Raw genomic sequence first — 17,286 nt, forward strand, 5'->3', positions numbered from 1 at the left:
GTTCAGGGGGTGAGTGCGATGTACTTGGTGTTGAGGTATTCCTCGATGCCCTCGCTGCCGCCCTCGCTGCCGAGACCGGACTGCTTGACACCGCCGAACGGCGCGGCCGGATCGGAGATGACGCCGCGATTGACGCCGACCATGCCCGACTCGAGCGCCGACGAGACGCGCAACGCGCGGTCGAGGCTGGTGGTGTAGAAATACGCGGCGAGACCGTACTCGGTGTCGTTGGCGCGTTCGATCGCCTCGTCCTCGGTGTCGAATCCGGTGATGACGGCGACGGGACCGAAGATCTCCTCGGTGAGGATCCGTGCGCCCGCGGGGACGTCGTCGATGACGGTCGGGGCGTAGAAGTAGCCAGGTCCGTCGACAGGGGCGCCTCCGGTGTGCACGCGTGCGCCCGCGTCGACGGCCTCGCCGACGAGCGATGCGACCGAGTCGCGCTGGCGCGCGTTGATCAGTGGTCCGAGCGTGGTGCCGTCGGCGTATCCGGGACCGACGACGCCCGCCGCGATCCGAGCCGACAGTGCGGCCGTGAACCGCTCGCGGACCGGGTTGTGGACGAGGATCCGGTTGGCCGCGGTGCACGCTTCGCCGCCGTTGCGCATCTTGGCGGCCATCGCGCCGTCGACCGCGGCGTCGATGTCGGCGTCGTCGAAGACGATGAACGGCGCATTGCCGCCGAGCTCCATCGACGTGCGCAGCACCTGGTCCGCGGACTGCTCGATGAGCTTCTTGCCGACGCCGGTGGAGCCGGTGAACGACACCTTGCGCAGGCGGGAGTCGGTCATCAGCGATGCGACGACAGTCGGCGCGGACATCGTCGGCAGCACCGACAGGACGCCTGCGGGCAGGCCCGCGTCGGCGAACACCTGCGCCAGCAGCAGCATGGTGAGCGGGGTGTCCTCGGCCGGTTTGACGATCATGGTGCAGCCCGCGGCGAGGGCTGGACCGATCTTGCGGGTGCCCATCGCGAGCGGGAAGTTCCACGGAGTGATCGCCAGGCACGGGCCGACGGGCTCCTTGGTGACCAGGATGCGGCCGTTGCCCGACGGCGCGGTCGCGGTACGACCGCCGATGCGCACGGCCTCCTCGGAGAACCAGCGCAGGAACTCGGCGCCGTAGGCGACCTCGCCACGACTCTCGGCGAGCGTCTTGCCCATCTCGATCGTCATGAGGAGGGCGAAGTCCTCGGTGCGTTCGACGACGAGCTCCCACGCGCGGCGCAGGATCAGCGAGCGTTCGCGCGGTGCGGTGGTCGCCCAGGCCTTGCCGACGGCGGATGCCGAGTCGAGGGCGGCCGTCGCGTCGGCGACGGTCGCGTCGGCGACGGTCGTGAGGACCTCGCCGGTCGCGGGGTCGCGGACGTCGAACTGTGCGCCCGCCTCGGACGGACGGGATGCGCCGTCGATCCAGAGTCCGGTCGGGACACCCGCGAGGAGCGCGGACACGCGGTCGGCGTGGACGGTGTCAGTCATCTCCGTGCCCTCAGTTCGCTGCCGCGGTGCGGATCGCGTTCTCGAGGACGGTCAGACCGTCGTCGAGGAGCTCGGCGGGCATGGTCAGCGGCGGCAGCAGGCGGAACACGTTGCCGTAGGTTCCGCAGGTCAGCGTCACGACGCCCTCGGCGAGCGCGGCCGCGGCGACAGCCTTCGTCAGCTCCGGATCGGGGGTGTCGGTGCCCTTCTTGACCAGTTCGACGGCGAGCATCGCGCCGCGTCCACGGACGTCGCCGATCACGCCGGTCTCCTCGGCGAGGGCCTCCAGGCGGGGGATCACGGTGTCGGCGATGGCCCGTGCCCGGCCCGCGAGGTCCTGGCGCTCCATGACGTCGATCGCGGCGAGCGCCGCGGCGCATGCGACGGGGTTGCCGCCGTACGTGCCGCCGAGGCCGCCGGGGTGGACCTTGTCGAGGAGATCGGCGCGACCGGTGACGGCCGACAGCGGCATGCCGCCCGCGATGCCCTTCGCCATCGTGATCATGTCGGGGACGACGCCCTCGTGGTCGCACGCGAACCAGGAACCGGTGCGCGCGAAACCGGTCTGGACCTCGTCGGCGATGAAGACGATGCCCTGCTCGCGGGCCCATGCGGCGAGCGTGGGCAGGAAGCCGGGAGCGGGGACGATGAAGCCGCCCTCACCCTGGATGGGTTCGATGATGATCGCGGCCACCGAGTCGCCGCCGATCTGCTTGTCGATCTGCGAGATCGCACGCTGTGCGGCCTGTTCGCCGGTGAAGCCCTGCGGGTCGCGGTACGGGTACGACATCGGCATGCGGTACACCTCGGGCGCGAACGGTCCGAAGTTCGTCTTGTACGGCATCGTCTTCGCGGTCAACGCCATCGTGAGGTTGGTGCGGCCGTGGTAGGCGTGGTCGAACGCGACGACGGCCTGGCGGCCGGTCGCCAGGCGGGCCGCTTTCACGGCGTTCTCGACGGCCTCGGCGCCCGAGTTGAACAGCACCGACTTCTTCTCGTGGTCGCCGGGAGTCAGCTCGGCGAGCTTCTCGGCGACGGCGACGTAGCCTTCGTAGGGCGTCACCATGAAGCAGGTGTGCGTGAAGTGCGCGGCCTGCTCGGCGACGGCCGCGGCGACCGAGGCGTCGGATGCGCCGACGCTGGTCACTGCGATGCCCGAACCGAAGTCGATGAGCGAGTTGCCGTCGACGTCGACGATCACGCCGCCGTCGGCGTCGGCCGCGTACACGGGGACGGACGAGCCGACGCCCGCCGCGACGGCGCGCAGACGACGCTCGGTGAGTTCGGCGGATCGGGGGCCGGGAAGGGCGGTGACCAGGTTACGGACCTGGGGGAGACGGTAGGACGGTGACGACATGTCGGGTGACTCCAAAGGGTAGAGCGATGAATGTGGGGCGAGCGGAGGGTCAGTCGTCCGACTTGGGGACGACGACCATGGGGACCTGCAGGACGCGGAGCATCTTGGCTGCGGTCGACCCGAGGAACAGGCGACGCGGGGCCGCCAGACGACTCGAACCGACCATGATGACGTCGCCGTCGTTCCATTCGAGCTTGTCGACGGCGTCCTCGACGGTCGGGCCGTCGACGACGTCCCAGGTCACGGTGACACCCTCCGGGAGGTGCGTGCGGGCCGCGTCGAGATGCGACCGCGCGTGGCCGGTGGCGGCGGCCAGCACTGCCTCCGGGGTGCCGCGCTGCGGTCCCACGCGGTCGAGCGCGACCAGCGACACGACCCGGAGCGGGATGTGCGCGCGCCTGCTCGCCTCGACCGCGGTGTCGAACAACGCGTCCGCGCCCGCGCGGGTGCCGAGCGCGCAGGTGATCTCGCGGACCGTCTTGACCTTCGACCGGCGCAGGCCTCGGGGAGCGAGGGCCACCGGCAGCGGGGCCGAGTGCACGAGCTCGGTGACGACCGAGCCGAGCGAGTGACCGCCGACGAGTCCGCCTCCGCTGCCGCCGACCATGATCGCCGCGGCCCCGACGCGCTGAGCCTCGGCGATGATGCCCTCGGCCGACGACTCGTGGAACGCGATGTGCGTCGCGACCTCGACGTCGTCGGGGACGAGTGCGGCCGCCGCCGACAGCCATTCGGTGGCCTGCGCGGTCAGCATGTCCTCGTAGTCGCCCGAGTGCAGGACGGCCGAGCGGTCCGGCGGGAGGACCATGCCGATGTCGAGCTGAGCCGACAGCGTGCGGGCCAGCCGCACGCCGAGGGCGACGGCGTCCGCGCCGCCGTCGGTGGCGAGATATGCGACGTACAGTCTCATGTCAGTTCCTCCGGTTCTCAGTGACCGCACTGGCAGTCGTCGCCGCAGCACGAGCCCTTGGCGGGCGACGGCTCGACGTCGAGCGAGGGGTTGCGGTCGAAGAAGCCGAACGGCTTGAGGAAGAAGCTCACGACGTCCGCGGGCATGATCGGCCAGTCCTCGGGACGGGTGATGTGGTGAATGCCGAACGTGTACCAGAGCACGACGTCGGTGTTCTCGATGTTGCGGTTGGCGGCCGTCCACTCGGGCAGGCCCTGACCGCCGCCGCCCTGGTTGACCCATTCGCCTGCGGGCCAGCGCTCGTCGGCCGCGTTCGGCGTCACCCACAGGGTGTGCTTGATGGCGGCGCAGCGATCGAGGATCGGGGAGTCGGCCGGGAACATCGCCGGGAACGCTCCGCTCGGCGACAGCTTGTACGCGGGCGACAGGCCGATGCCGGTCTTCTTGTTGTCGTTGGCGATCTTCCACGAGCGCTGGGTCGCGAAGTTCGGGTTCTGCTTGCCCTCGGACTCGGTGCGCAGCGGCGTGTTCACCTGGCGCAGCGACAGGCCGTACGGGTTGTTCGGGCCGACCGGCTCCATCTCGGTGTCGCTCGCGTAGACGGTGTTCTCGGTGCCGTCGATGTCAAGGTCCATGCGCGCGGTGAGGAAGTGCTGGTGGTACGGCGCGAACGTACGGTTGTCGACGATGGTGCCGTGATCGTTGGTCTGACCGGGCCCGAGATGACTGACGACCATGATGCCGGTGGCGCGGACCTCGCACTCGATGTTGCCGTCCTGGTAGAAGCGCCAGTACGTCAGGTACTCGTAGTTGGCGACGGTCACGTGGAACGACACGGTGAGACGACGCATGCGGCGTACCTGGGTGTCGCCGTTGTGGTCGGCGTGCTTCCACAGGACGGCGTTGTCCTCCTCGTGGATGCAGATCGCGTTCTTGATGTCGTACGGCTCGCCCTTGCTGTCGTGCAGGGTGGCGTCGAGGTAGCGGATCTCGCCGAGGCAGTCGCAGCCGAGTTCGAGCGAGGTGGTCATGAAGCCGAGGCCCCACTCGCCGATGTCGAACGCGGTGCGGCGGTAGTGGTCGTCGCTGTGGTCGCGGTAGGGGACCATCATCTCGGCGAACGACAGGCGGTGAGCGATCTTCCGCTCGGTGCCGTTGTCGTTGTACGAGATGGCGTGCAGGGTCATGCCCTCGCGGTAGTTGAAGCCCACGCGCAGCGACCAGTTCTGCCAGGTGAGCTTGTTGCCCTCGAGGGTGAACGAGGGGCCCTGCGCCTGCGTGATGTCGAGCGGCTTGAGCGGCTCGCGGGTGCTCTTCTCGCGGATGCGCTCGGGCACGTGCTTGGGCACGTACTCGCCCATGATCTCCGGACGCTCGACGCTGAAGGTGTCCTCGATGCGCAGCAGTTCCATCGAGTTGAGGTCGATGACGCAGTGGAAGCCGTTGACCGGGCCCGCGTAGGGGTTGGCGCCGTCGGTCGCGCGGACCCAGGTGTCGGACCAGCCGATGCGGCGGCCCTTGAACTCGTCGGGGATCAGGACGTCGCCGTAGGTCCACGTGTCCATGAACACCAGGTCGAGGTCGGTGATGCCGCGGGCGGCGAGGGCGGCGATCACATCCGGGTGCGCGCGGAGCGCCTCGTCGGCCTCCTCCCACTCGTCGACGGTCACGTTCGGCTGGACGCCGGGAACGTGCTCCCACTGCAGGACGGAGCCGTCGGTCAGCGACATGAGGGCGATGTACGTGCTGTTCGTCGCGCGCTCGAGGACGACGGCGCGGGCCACCCGATCGCAGGAGGTGCCGTCGGCGTCGAATGCCGCGAGGGCGGCCTTGGACGGCTCGATCATCTCGATCGAGGTGTATCGCCAGCCCTCGCCGACCGAGTGCTTCTCGGCGAGCAGCGCGGTGACCTGGCGGAATTCGTCGGCCGAGAGGGGATCGAGCGGGTGGAATCGGGGAGCGTTCTCGAGCTGGATGTCAGTCATGGGAGACGGTGGCCTTTCCGTAGCCGGAGCGGAGTCGAGGGGGAGGAGGGAGTCGAGATCAGTCGTGGGCGCTCATCACGTGCTTGACGCGCGTGTAGTCCTCGAGACCGTAGATCGACAGGTCCTTGCCATAGCCGGAATGCTTGAATCCGCCGTGCGGCATCTCGGCGACCAGCGGGATGTGGCAGTTGATCCACACGCAGCCCGCGTCGACCCGGCCCGACATGCGGGTCGCGGTGCCGTGGTCTGTGGTCCACACGCTTGCGGCTAGTCCGTAGTTCACGCCGTTGGCGAGGGCGATCGCCTCCTCCTCCGTGGCGAACGACTGGACGGTCAGGATGGGGCCGAAGGTCTCCTCCTGAACGATCGGGTCGTCCTGCGCCACGCCGGTGACGACGGTGGGCTCCACGTAGAAGCCGGTGTCGCCCAGGCGCTTTCCGCCCGTGGCGACGACGGCGTGCGAGGGGAGCGCCTCGAGCTTGGCGATCACGGAGTTGAAGTGGTTGACGTTGTTGAGGGCGCCGAAGAAGGCGTCCTCGTCGTCGGGGGCTCCGGGGCGGAGCTTGGCCGCCTGCTCGACGAGCGCCTCGACGACGGCGTCGTGGATCGACTCGTGGACGATGGCGCGGGTGGCCGCGGTGCAGTCCTGACCGCCGTTGAAGAACGCGGCCTGCGCGATGCCCTCGGCGGCCTTGGCGACGTCGGCGTCACCGAAGACGACTGCCGGAGCCTTGCCGCCGAGCTCCAGGTGCGCGCGACGGACGTCGGCCGCCGCGGCCTGAGCCACGGCGATGCCTGCGCGGACCGACCCGGTGATGGCGACGAGGCCGAGCGCGGGGTTCGAGACGAGGTTCGCGCCGGTGCCGCCGTTGCCGAGGACCACGTTGAACACGCCGTCGGGCAGGATGTCCTTGGTGAGACGAGCCAGGACGAGGGTGCTCTCGGGGGTGGTGTCGCTCGGCTTGAGGACGATGGTGTTGCCCGCGGCCAGCGCCGGGGCGATCTTCCAGATCGCCATCATGAACGGGTAGTTCCACGGGGTCACCTGACCGACGACGCCGATCGGCTCGCGGCGGATGTACGAGGTGAAGCCCTCCATGTACTCGCCGCCCGCACGGCCTTCGAGCAGTCGTGCCGCGCCCGCGAAGAAGCGGACCTGGTCGGCGCCGACCATGATCTCTTCGCTCTTGACCATCGCCGACAGCTGACCGGTGTTGCGGACCTGGGCCGCGACGAGCTCGTCGGCGTGCTCCTCGATGGCATCGGCCAGCTTGAGGAGCGCGGCCTGGCGGGCGCCGGGGGTGGTGCGGCCCCAGGTGATCGCGGCGCGTCCGGCCACGCGAACGGCCTCGGCGACCTCGTCTGGCGTCGAGACCGGCGACACGGCGACGATGCTCTCGTCTGCGGGGTTGACGACGTTCAGGGACTCGGTGGACGCCGAGTCGACGAAGACTCCGTCGATGTAGTTCTGCAACCTGCTAGTCATGTCGGCTCGTCTCTCTTCCGCGTGGCTGTGACGGTGGCTGGTATGCGCACCGTTTCGGTGGTCAGAATCACAGTGCTCCTTCCCGAGGCCCGCGCGCACCTGCCGAAACGGCTATCGTGGGTGCCTATGACTGGACGAACTGGAGTGTTGCCGGGATGGGGTGCGGCGTGCCGGTGACGGTCCGATGGCTGCTTCGTCACACCGACTTGAATCTCACGCAGGCCGCGGACACCGGTGACCCCGCGCGCGAGATCGACTTCGTCGTGACCACCGAGCTCTCGGATCCCACCCCGTGGCTCTCGGGCGGCGAACTGGTCCTGACGACCGGCATCGGACTGCTCGGCCGCACCGGAGTGATCGTCGATCGCGCGGGATGCGAGGCGTACGTCCGACGCCTCGTCGACAAGGGGATCTCGGCGCTGGGGTTCGGCGTCGGACTCACCGTCGACGACGTGCCCGCCGACCTGGCGACGGCTGCCGCGGCCGCCGGGCTGCCGCTCCTGCTGGTCCCGCGTCCCACCCCGTTCGTCGCCATCGCCAGGGCCGTCGCGGACCGCTCGGCCGAACTCCAGTACCGATCGCAGGAGTTGGCGGCGCGCGCGCAGCCCAGGATGACGCGTGCCGCGGTGTCCGGCGGGGCGGTCGCGTTGCTGAGGGAGCTCTCGGCAGCGTGCGACGGCGCCGCGATCCTGCTCGACGAGGACGGGCGGGTGACGCAGAGCGCCCCCGCCAGCGTGTCTCCCGCCATCATGCGCGCGGTCGGCGAGCAGGTCCGGGGGCATCCGACGGCGTCGTCGGTCGCGATCGAGCACGACACGGTGATCGTGTCGCAGCCGATCCGGGTCGCGGGGCGCACCCACGGGCACCTCGCCGTGGCGGCGGCGCACGACATGAAGCCGACCGACCATGTGCTCATCGGCCACGCGAACTCGCTCCTTGCACTCGACTTCGAGAAGCCGCATCGGCTCGACGCGGTGGAGAGCCGGGTCAACGTCGCGGTGTTCGCCCTGCTCCTCGGCGACGAACCGGACGGATCCCAGGTGCAGCAGTTGGCGGCGGAGGCCGCGGACGGGCACGGCCGGGTCCGGGTCCTCGTCGTGCGCGGGCTCGGCGCGCGCGCGGAGGACGCCGCGGAGGCGCTGACCGCGCGTCTGGTCGCCCGCCGTCGGCCGGCCTTCGTCTCCGTGCGGGACGGCGGCGAGGTCGCGGTGTTGTTGCGCGGCAACGACGACGACGCGGTGATCACCGACTTGATGGCGGCGCTGCCTCGGGCGGCCCGTCGTCGGTCGCGTGCCGGAGTCGGTGGCCCGGTCCCGGTCACCGCGGTGCGGGACGGGCATCGAGACGCGGTGACGATCGCGGCCGCGGCCGAACGCGGCGGAGCGGTCGCCGACCGTCGTGCGGTCGCCGGGATGTCGCTCGTCGCGTCGCCTTCCGGCCGCGCGTCGCTCGCGGACCTGTCGCGTCTGCTCATCGACCCGCTGGTCGAGTACGACGCCGCACACGGTTCCGCGTTGGTGCCGTCGCTGCGCGCCTACCTGGAGAATCACGGGCAATGGGAGACGGCGGCGTCCGACCTCGGCGTCCATCGCCACACCCTGCGCGCGCGGATCGCCAAGGTCGAGGACCGATTGGGCCTCGACCTCGACTCCGCCCGAGTCCGCGCCGAACTCCTGCTCGCGTTGCTCGTCAAGGACTGACGCCGCCCGCGTAGTCGGAGGTGTCGGTCGTCAGCCGTCCCTGCGGCGGAGCGCGGGTTTGTCGATCTTCCCGACGGGGTTCTTGGGCAGGTCGTCGAGCACGATCGTCTCCACCGGGATCTTGATCGAGGCGAGCCTGCCGCGCAAGTCCTCGACGAGCGATTCGACCGTGGTGGCGGCCCCCTCGCGCAGGGACAGATACAGCACGGGTACCTCGCCGAGGACGTCGTGGGGACGTCCGATCACGGCGGCTTCGAACACCCCCGGATCGTGGTACACCTGACTCTCGATCTCCTTGGGATAGATGTTCTCGCCGCCGCGGATGATCATGTCCTTCACGCGGTCCACGAGCTGCAGGTAGCCGTCGTCGTCGAACCGGCCGACGTCACCGGTGCGCAGCCAGCCGTCGACGATCGTCTCGGCCGTCGCCTCGGGCCTGCCGAGATAGCCGGCCATCACGACGTCGCCCGCGATCAGCACCTCGCCCGACGATCCCGGCGGCACATCGTTCAGGTCGGCGTCCACGATCCGGATGCGCTGTCCGGGGAGTGGACGGCCCACCGTGCCGGGCTTGCGGATCCCGTCGAGCGGGTTGATGGCCGACGCGGTGGTCGTCTCCGACAGCCCGTAGCCCTCGATGATCGGCACGCCGAACCGGTCCTCGAAGCGGCCGATCAGATCGGCGGGCATGGGCGCCGCGCCGCAGATCCCGAACCGCAACGACGACGTGTCGGGCCGGACGTCGTCGGGCAGCGCCGTGAGCATCGCGTAGATCGCAGGCACCGCGGAGAAGTAGGTCGGTCGGCTCCGTTCGACAGCGGGGAAGAAGTCGTCGGGCCGGAACCGGCCGACAACAGTGGCGCGTCCGCCCGCGCGCAGCGGCGTCAAGGTGCCGAGGATGACGCCGTTGGCGTGGAACAGCGGCAGGACGAGCAGGCTGTGGTCAGCCGAGGTGAACCGGAAGTGCTCGATGAACGAGGCCGTCATCGCATCGATGTTGCGGTGCGTGATCATCACGCCCTTGGGTCGGCCGGTCGTGCCCGCCGTGTAGATGAGCAGGGCGAGGTCGTCGCCTGCGACGTCGACGGGCTCAGGGGGCGGTTCGTCGCCTGCGATGAGTGTGTCGCAGGCGACGACGGTCACGGTGTCGGGGACGGCCACGCCAGGTTCGGCGACGAGCACCCCGACCCCGGCGTCTGCTGTCTGGAACTGGACTTCGGGTGCCGCGAGGGCAGGATTGACCGGGGTCACCGTTGCGCCGAGTCGCCACGCAGCGAACAGTGCCACCACCAGTTCCACGCGGTTGGGCAGGAGCAGTCCCACGACGTCGCCGCGTGCCACACCGGCTGTGGCGAGGGTCGCGGCGGCCCGTCCGACGGCGTCGGCGAAGGCGGCGTTTGTCAAGGCAAGGCTGCTGTCGGCGATCGCGGCTGCGTCGGGCTCGGACGCCGCCCGCGTCTGCGGAAGACGCGGGACGGCGAGCGGCGTCATTGATGCACCGTGACGATCGGCGGCGCGATGAACCCGAATGCGCGGAGGACGCCTTCGAGTTCGCGGTGGCCGAACGCCTGGCACCCGGACGCGAGGCCTACACGCCGCGGCGGCTGCTGCAGCAGGCTGTATGCGGCGTACGCCTGAAGGAGGCCGGTCTGCTGGTAATTGCTGTTGCCGTGGATCACGACATGCGCGCGGCCGAGTGGGCCGGAAGCGTGCACCGAGTCGAGCGACTTGTTCAGACGGGGGTTCTCACGGGGCGGCATCGAGTTCATCACCTGGGCGGCGACCGCGTCGAGCGCCGCGTCACGCTCGTCTGCCGTCATGTCCTTGGTGGCCTCGAGGGCGTCGGCCACGATCACCGGGACGCCGTGCATGAGCGCCGCGTTGAACACGCCGCCCTGCGCTTTGCACGTCGATACGCGTGGGTCGCGCTTGAACCACACCGGATGGGACGTGCCGCCCCAAGGCAGGGACTGCGCCAGCTCGTGCTGACCGGGGACCACCAGCGGAACGAGGCTCGGTACGGGATCGAACGGGACGTACTGGTTCTCCGCGAGGTGATACGCCGCGCCGCCCGCCGCGTTCACCAGGATCGTCCGCGTGGAGGCGATGGTCGGACTTCCGCCCCAGAACACCGCGATGTCGAGGGTGTCCAGGCCGGGGGTCTCGAGGGCGATCTGGGCGGCGATCTCGCCGGTCGTGTACATCTGTGCGATGCCAGGGGCCAGGAGTAGGCCCGCCTTCGCGTAGCGGTCGCCGAACTCCTCGTCGAGGTGGATGATCCAGTCCTGCTCGCCGGTGGTGTCCGAATAGTGCGCGCCGACGGCGAGGGCGGCTTCGACGACAGGATCGCCGAGTTTCATGAACGGCCCGACAGTGTTCAAGACCACGGAGCTGCCGCGGAACAGGTCGGTGAGAGCCTCGACGGTGTGCTCGACGGCGGTCACCTCGTAGTCGGCCGTCTCGATGCCGGGGACGTGCGCGGTCATCGACTCGGTGAGCGTGTCCGCGCTGCGGCCGGCTGCGGTGAAGGGGACGTTGTACTGGCGAAGGAACTCGCAGATGAGGCGTCCGGTGTATCCGGAGGCGCCGTAGACGACGACGGGCTTGTTTGACATGGCTGCTCCTGGTGGCTGGTGGTGGGTGGGTCGGGTCGTCACATGCCCATGCCGCCATCGACGGGCAGACCGATCCCGTTGACGAAGCGTGAGGCGTCGGAGGCGAGGAAGACCACGGCGTCGGCCATGTCGCGGACCTCGCCGAGTCTGCCGCTCGGGGTGAGGCTAACGACGGCCTCGACCGCTTCCTCGGCCGAGCCGAACAGGCCCAGACGGGCCATGTCGTCGGCCAGGCCCGCGCCCATCGCGGTCGGCACGAGACCTGGGTAGATGCAGTTCACCCGGACGCCGTAGCCGAGCTTGCCGGACTCCATCGCGGCCACGCGGGTCAGCCTGTCGATCGCCGATTTGGTCGCCGAGTAGATCGAGATGCCGGGAAAAGCGATGGTGGCGGCGACCGATGCGACGTTGATGATCGTGCCGCCGTTGCCCGCCGAACCGCCGGGGCGCATCGCGAGGAGTGCGTGTTTGACGCCGAGCGCAGTTCCGAGGACGTTCACGTCGAGCTGGCGACGGATCTCGTCCGCGGTCACCTCGGTGATCAGGTTGCTGATCTCGATGCCCGCGTTGTTCACGACGACGTCGAGTCCGCCGAGTGCCGACGTCGCTGCGTCGACCGCCGCGGACCAGCTCTCCTCGTCGGTCACGTCGAGGTGCACCGAGGTGTGGCCGACGCCGAGCGATGCCGCGACCGCCGCTGCGGCGTCGTCCTGCAGGTCGCCGACGACGACGGACGCGCCGGCGGCGGCCAGCGCCTGCGCCATTCCTTCGCCGAGACCCTGGGCTCCGCCGGTGACGAGGGCCCGGCGGCCGGTGAGATCGAATGCAGTCATTGCGTGCTCCTTCGGTGGGGATCGAGCCCAGTGAATCAACGTGGTGCGAGTCACACTATCGAAATCTGGACGATCGTCAAGTAAATTCTTTGACGAATGTCAAGTAGTCGTGTCGTCGCAGGTCGAACGGGATTGCCCGGCCGGGTACTCTGAGTGGACCCTGCAACAGGCGACAGTGGAGAGGAGGGGAGGCGATGACAACGGAGATGGCCGACCTGCTCGACGCCTCGGCTCCCGCCGAGCGTGGCGTTGCCCGCCGAACCAGCAAGGTCGCCGCCAAACGGGACGAACTCGCGCGAGCCGCGTTCAGGACGCTGTCCGAATTGGGATATGCGGGGACCAGTCTGCGGGAGATCGCGGCGAACTCCGAGTACAGCCACGGCGTCCTGCACTACTACTTCGCCGACAAGCTCGAACTGATCGCCCACTGCGTCGCCCTCTACAAGCGCGAATGCGTCGCGTCGTATGACGACATTCTCGACGGCGTGTCCGACGCGGACATGCTGCGGCGGCGCTTCGTCGATCGTCTCGTGGTCACCATGACCGACGACCTCCCGACTCACAAACTCTGGTATGACCTGCGAGTGCAGGCCATGTTCGAGCCGTCGCTGCGCGCGGGCGTGTATGAGATCGACTCGGAACTCGAAGCGATGATCTGGCGCGTGGTGTCGCGGTACGCGGAGCTCGCCGACTCGGAGCCGGTCCTCGACTCCGCCGGTGTCTACGCGGCCCTCGACGGTCCCTTCGAACGCGCGGTGCGTCGCTTCGCGGTAGGTGACGAGGCCGCGCCCGCGGACCTCTCCGCGCACCTGGACGCACTGCTCCGCGCGGCGGTTCCTCGACCGTCGTAGGGCGTCACTAGACTGGGCGACGTGCGCTTAGTGATTGCCGAATGCAAGGTCGAGTACGTCGGACGCCTCACCGCGTTTCTGCCGGTGGCGAAGCGGTTGCTGCTCTTCAAATCCGACGGTTCGGTGAGCATTCACGCCGATGACCGCGCCTACAAGCCGCTGAACTGGATGACTCCGCCGTGCTGGACCACGGAGGAGCCCGCGCCTGCGGACTCGGACGCGATCGCCGTCTGGGTGGTCACCAACAAGGCGGGGGAGCAGCTGCGGATCACCGTGCTGTCGATCGACCACGACTCGTCCCACGAACTCGGCCTGGATCCGGGTCTGGTGAAGGACGGCGTCGAAGCGCATCTGCAGGAACTCCTGGCCGAGCACGTCACCACACTCGGTCCCGGCTACACGCTGATCCGCCGCGAGTACATGACGCCCATCGGCCCGGTCGATCTCCTCTGTCGCGACGCCGACGGCCAGACGGTCGCCGTGGAGATCAAACGACGCGGCGAGATCGACGGCGTCGAACAGCTCACCCGATACCTGGAACTCCTCAACCGCGACACCACCATCGCTCCGGTCGCGGGGATCTTCGCCGCGCAGGTCATCAAACCGCAGGCGAAGACCCTCGCCACCGATCGTGGGATCCGCTGCGTCACCCTCGACTACGACCGCCTCCGCGGCACCGAGAGCACCGAGTTTCGACTCTTCTGATTCATATCGGCACCGATTGAGCGATATTGTGCCGATTGTGGGGAGTCGACGAGTTTGTCTGATCTTCTTCCGTGCGGATCGGTGCGCCGACCGCACTCTCGCCGGTTCATCGGCCGCAATACCGGCGCGCGACGGGCCGACGGGCGGCGGCGGCCCGTAGCGGGCCGATTCACCCGTTCGGACTACACATCGAACATACGTTTTTGTCATAGGTGATTCGTATCATGAACGTAGTTCCTCGGTAGCGCGAGGAGCGGCACGTTACTTGACAATTCGATAGCGCCCAGTCCGGGCGAACCGAACCACCGGACCCCACAGGGGGTACCAGGCAGGCGGTGGACTGCGGCGCAGCACCCGTTGTGACCGTACCTTTGCTCACCGACACCCGGACCGGTGCCGATGAACGCTGTCCACACCGCAGCTCATGGAGGGGGAGACCATGTTCGCACTCACTGTCCGCGACTTCGCCGACCACCTGGTCGACGAAGTCGCGGCAGCCACCACCGCCGAGGTCGAGTCCGGAGACTCACCTCGCCTGGCGTGCCTGCTCGACCGGGCCTCGCGCGTCGGATGCGACGACGCCGAGATCCTGTCGGCGATAGTCGAGGTCGCCCGGGCCCAGAACGTCCTCGCGGGGGCGCAGGCTCTACTTGTTCGAGTCGCCGACCGGGTAGGCATCCCGGTCCGCAAACGATTGTCGATGCCGTCGTTGTTGATGGAGATCGGCGTCGCACCAGCCGTCGCGCACCGTACGGTACGCAACGGCCGCCACGCCGAGAGGCTCGACTCGGTGGCCCGAGGGATGCGGGACGGCTACCTGTCGCCGGAGATGGCCGACGAGGTCGGGCGGGGTGTCGCCGCTGTCGACAAGCGTGCCCCGCTCGACAACCCGGAGAAGCAGACTCTGGCTCGCAAGCTGCTGCTCAACTCCACGCCGGGTGAGGTGAAGGCGGCCGCGAAGGCCGAGGGGATTCGTCTTGCGGCCGAGTCCGACGATCCGGAAGCGATTCCGGCGTCGGAGAACTCAGAGTTGAACGAGATGACCCTGACCTCGGACGACGAGGGCCGAACAGTCTCCTCGATCAGCCTCGATGCGCTGACCGGGGAAGAGCTGTCCGCGGCGCTCGACCCGTTGATGCGGCCGGTGCCGCAACCCGATGGGTCCAGGGATCCGCGGTCCACCGCCCAGCGGAGGGCCGATGCGCTAGGACAGATCGTCCGGACCTACCTGGCGGGATCGGAACGTCCGACGAGCGGCGGCGTCCTGCCGCACGTATCGCTCATAGTGCCCACCACCGGAACTCCAGGTGACGGGGTCGCCCGGCTCGGGTTCACCGGGCCTGTTGGGTCGGCGACGGTCGGGCTCGCGTTGTGCTCGTCAGCGGTCTCGGCGGTCGTGGTGGACGGTGAGGGTGTCCCGCTGGATGTGGGTCGGGAGCACCGGTTGATGACCCCGGGAATCCGGAAGGCGCTGGCTGCCAGGGACTGCGGGTGTGCCTTCCCGGGGTGTGGTCGGCCGGTGTCGTGGACCGACGCGCACCACATCGTGCCCTGGTCGGAGGGCGGTGACACGTCGGTCGGGAACGGAGTGCTGCTGTGCCGGATGCACCACACGCTTGTTCACAACAGCGAGTGGCAGGTGGTCCCCGGGGACGACGGACACCCGTGGTTCATCGAACCGGGAAGTTCGCAGCCGATCCGGTCGCACGCCCGGAGGACGTTGACGTCCCATACCGACGCGGCGGCCTGAGCTGTCACGGCTCGTCCTACATTCCGAGGGCTTCGAGGAACGCGACCAACTCTTCGAACGCCGGAAGCGGCTGCGCCCGACGAACCGGGCTGCGTCAGGCGGAGGCCGCGTCGGGTTTGGCGTCGTTCTTGCGGGCGGGGCCGTAGTGCTTGGCGCTGTACTCCTCGACGCGGTACTCGTCGTCGACGGCGTCGAGGACGTCGGTCGCCTCGGCGGCGCGGGTGTCGGTGCGCGACGGGTCGGCCGAGACGAAACGGTCGCGGCCGGACAGCGTGCGGTTGAGCAGATCGAGGTCGCTCGCGTTGTCGGCGTCGACGAGGTCCTGTTCGTCGCCGGACAGCGCGAGCGCGTTCGGCAGGTCGCCCAGGTGCTGGCGGAGTGCGTCGAGGTGATCGAGGATCTGGCGGTGCGCGTCGTGCGCGGCTCCCGCGATCTCACGGGAGCGTCCGAGGCGGTTCATCGCGATGTTGTGGGCCGCGCCCCGCAGGCGGGCCGCCTCGTCCTCGGCCTCGGCGATGATGGCGGCCGCGCGGTCCCTGGCGTCCGCCTCGGCCTGCTCGGCGGCGATGCGCACCTTCTCGGCCTCGGCGTCGACGGCCGCGGCGCGTTCCTCGGCATCGGTGATCAGCGTGTCGGCGTGCTCCTGCGCGAGTTCGCGGGTGTGCGCCGCATCGGTCGCGGCCTTGTCGCGCTCGGACTTGGCGTCCTGGCGGGCGACGCTGACGGTCTCGGCCGCTTCGTCGCGCGCGTTGGCGCGGAGTTCGGCGGCCTCGTCGGTCGCCAACTGCAGCATGCGCGACACTCGTTCGCTCATGCCCGCGACGGTCGTCGGCGGCACGGACAGGGCATCGACGTCACGCTGCAAGCTGTGCACCTGCGAGCGCGCCTGCTCGAGCCGGTCATGGAGCTGATCGGCGCTGGCGTGCGCCGAGTCGCGGTCGGCGGCCATCATCTGGAGCTCGGCGTCGAGCCGTCGGATGTGGTCGGTGACCTGATCGCGGTCGTAGCCGCGCATGACGATGGGGAACGGGCTTTGACGTTGGCCGGGTGCAGACATGGCACCCAGTCTAGGTGGGGCCGAGGACTATTCCCGGGACCCCACCCGACGTGTCGTCGACCGGGTCTGCTAGGAGTGCGCGGGCTCGACGAGCTCGAGAAGCACGCCACCCGCGTCCTTGGGGTGGACGAAGTTGATCCGTGAGTCGGCGGTGCCGCGCTTGGGCTGCGGGTACAGCAGGCGGACGCCCGCCGCGGTGAGACGCGCGGCGACGGCGTCGAGGTCGGTGACGCGGACCGCCATCTGTTGCAGCCCGGGGCCGTTGCGGTCGATGAACTTGGCGATCGTCGACTGCTCGTTCAGCGGAGCGAGGAGCTGGATGAGCGCGCCGGTGCCGCCGCGCGGGCCGACCATGGCCTCGCGGACGCCCTGCTCCTCGTTGATCTCCTCATGCAGGTTCTCGAAACCGAAGTTGTCGAGGTACCACTTCGCGGACGCGTCGAGATCGGCGACGGCGATGCCGACGTGATCGATGCCGACGACGAGGTCGGAGACGGACGCGAGTGCGCCCTGCGAGGTGGCGTTGTTCACAGAATCGGATGCGGAGTTGCTCATGTCC

The 17,286-nt window shown here is 69.2% G+C and carries 14 protein-coding genes; 4 read left to right on the forward strand and 10 right to left on the reverse strand.

The annotated features are described in order from the left end of the window. Positions 1 to 2: 2 nt before the first annotated feature. From GYB83_RS12885 to GYB83_RS12905, 5 genes are read right to left on the reverse strand one after another with little or no spacing between them, the layout of a single operon-like run. Positions 3 to 1,478: an NAD-dependent succinate-semialdehyde dehydrogenase gene (locus tag GYB83_RS12885; protein WP_161895895.1), complete on the reverse strand. Its 1,476-nt coding sequence runs from the start codon at positions 1,476 to 1,478 to the stop codon at positions 3 to 5. Between the two features lie 10 nt (positions 1,479 to 1,488). After that, the gene (gene gabT / locus GYB83_RS12890) at positions 1,489 to 2,835 is read right to left on the reverse strand and encodes a 4-aminobutyrate--2-oxoglutarate transaminase (RefSeq protein WP_161895896.1); all 1,347 of its coding nucleotides are present in this window, start codon (positions 2,833 to 2,835) and stop codon (positions 1,489 to 1,491) included. 49 nt (positions 2,836 to 2,884) lie between these two features. Then, on the reverse strand, positions 2,885 to 3,745 hold the full coding sequence (locus tag GYB83_RS12895) for a universal stress protein (protein ID WP_161895897.1): 861 nt from the start codon (positions 3,743 to 3,745) through the stop codon (positions 2,885 to 2,887). A gap of 17 nt (positions 3,746 to 3,762) precedes the next feature. Then, the gene (locus GYB83_RS12900) at positions 3,763 to 5,730 is read right to left on the reverse strand and encodes a primary-amine oxidase (protein ID WP_161895898.1); all 1,968 of its coding nucleotides are present in this window, start codon (positions 5,728 to 5,730) and stop codon (positions 3,763 to 3,765) included. A gap of 58 nt (positions 5,731 to 5,788) precedes the next feature. After that, entirely contained in the window at positions 5,789 to 7,216 is a 1,428-nt protein-coding gene (locus GYB83_RS12905) for an aminobutyraldehyde dehydrogenase (RefSeq protein ID WP_161895899.1), read from the reverse strand. A gap of 173 nt (positions 7,217 to 7,389) precedes the next feature. On the opposite strand from GYB83_RS12905, the gene GYB83_RS12910 reads away from it, so the two are divergent. Beyond that, positions 7,390 to 8,916 (forward strand): helix-turn-helix domain-containing protein, encoded by a 1,527-nt coding sequence (locus GYB83_RS12910; protein ID WP_161895900.1) that lies wholly within the window; start codon positions 7,390 to 7,392, stop codon positions 8,914 to 8,916. Positions 8,917 to 8,946: 30 nt separating this feature from the next. On the opposite strand, the gene GYB83_RS12915 is transcribed toward GYB83_RS12910, so the two are convergent. The 3 genes from GYB83_RS12915 to GYB83_RS12925 are packed head-to-tail and all read right to left on the reverse strand — an operon-like array spanning position 8,947 to position 12,364. Continuing rightward, positions 8,947 to 10,407 (reverse strand): class I adenylate-forming enzyme family protein, encoded by a 1,461-nt coding sequence (locus GYB83_RS12915; RefSeq protein ID WP_161895901.1) that lies wholly within the window; start codon positions 10,405 to 10,407, stop codon positions 8,947 to 8,949. Then, positions 10,404 to 11,531, reverse strand: a complete 1,128-nt coding sequence (locus GYB83_RS12920; RefSeq protein ID WP_161895902.1) for a DUF5938 domain-containing protein — start codon at positions 11,529 to 11,531, stop codon at positions 10,404 to 10,406. Before GYB83_RS12920 ends, GYB83_RS12915 begins: the two co-directional genes overlap by 4 nt. Positions 11,532 to 11,569: 38 nt before the next feature. Further along, complete coding sequence (locus tag GYB83_RS12925) at positions 11,570 to 12,364, reverse strand: SDR family NAD(P)-dependent oxidoreductase (protein ID WP_161895903.1); 795 nt, start codon at positions 12,362 to 12,364, stop codon at positions 11,570 to 11,572. Positions 12,365 to 12,558: 194 nt separating this feature from the next. Between GYB83_RS12925 and GYB83_RS12930 the strand changes: the two genes are divergently transcribed. The 3 genes from GYB83_RS12930 to GYB83_RS12940 all read left to right on the forward strand — a co-directional run bounded on the left by GYB83_RS12930 (position 12,559) and on the right by GYB83_RS12940 (position 15,670). Continuing rightward, positions 12,559 to 13,215: a TetR/AcrR family transcriptional regulator gene (locus tag GYB83_RS12930; protein WP_161895904.1), complete on the forward strand. Its 657-nt coding sequence runs from the start codon at positions 12,559 to 12,561 to the stop codon at positions 13,213 to 13,215. A 21-nt stretch (positions 13,216 to 13,236) separates the two neighbouring features. After that, on the forward strand, positions 13,237 to 13,920 hold the full coding sequence (nucS, locus tag GYB83_RS12935) for an endonuclease NucS (protein WP_161895905.1): 684 nt from the start codon (positions 13,237 to 13,239) through the stop codon (positions 13,918 to 13,920). A 439-nt stretch (positions 13,921 to 14,359) separates the two neighbouring features. Beyond that, positions 14,360 to 15,670, forward strand: coding sequence for an HNH endonuclease signature motif containing protein (locus GYB83_RS12940; RefSeq protein WP_161895906.1), 1,311 nt, complete (start codon positions 14,360 to 14,362; stop codon positions 15,668 to 15,670). 94 nt (positions 15,671 to 15,764) lie between these two features. On the opposite strand, the gene GYB83_RS12945 is transcribed toward GYB83_RS12940, so the two are convergent. Both GYB83_RS12945 and mce read right to left on the reverse strand, forming a co-directional pair. After that, positions 15,765 to 16,727, reverse strand: a complete 963-nt coding sequence (locus GYB83_RS12945) for a coiled-coil domain-containing protein (RefSeq protein WP_161895907.1) — start codon at positions 16,725 to 16,727, stop codon at positions 15,765 to 15,767. A 69-nt stretch (positions 16,728 to 16,796) separates the two neighbouring features. After that, positions 16,797 to 17,282, reverse strand: coding sequence for a methylmalonyl-CoA epimerase (gene mce, locus GYB83_RS12950; RefSeq protein ID WP_161895908.1), 486 nt, complete (start codon positions 17,280 to 17,282; stop codon positions 16,797 to 16,799). Positions 17,283 to 17,286 lie beyond the last annotated feature (4 nt).

Origin of the sequence: Gordonia spumicola, from assembly GCF_009932475.1 — a bacterium.
GTDB classification, from domain to species: domain Bacteria; phylum Actinomycetota; class Actinomycetes; order Mycobacteriales; family Mycobacteriaceae; genus Gordonia; species Gordonia spumicola.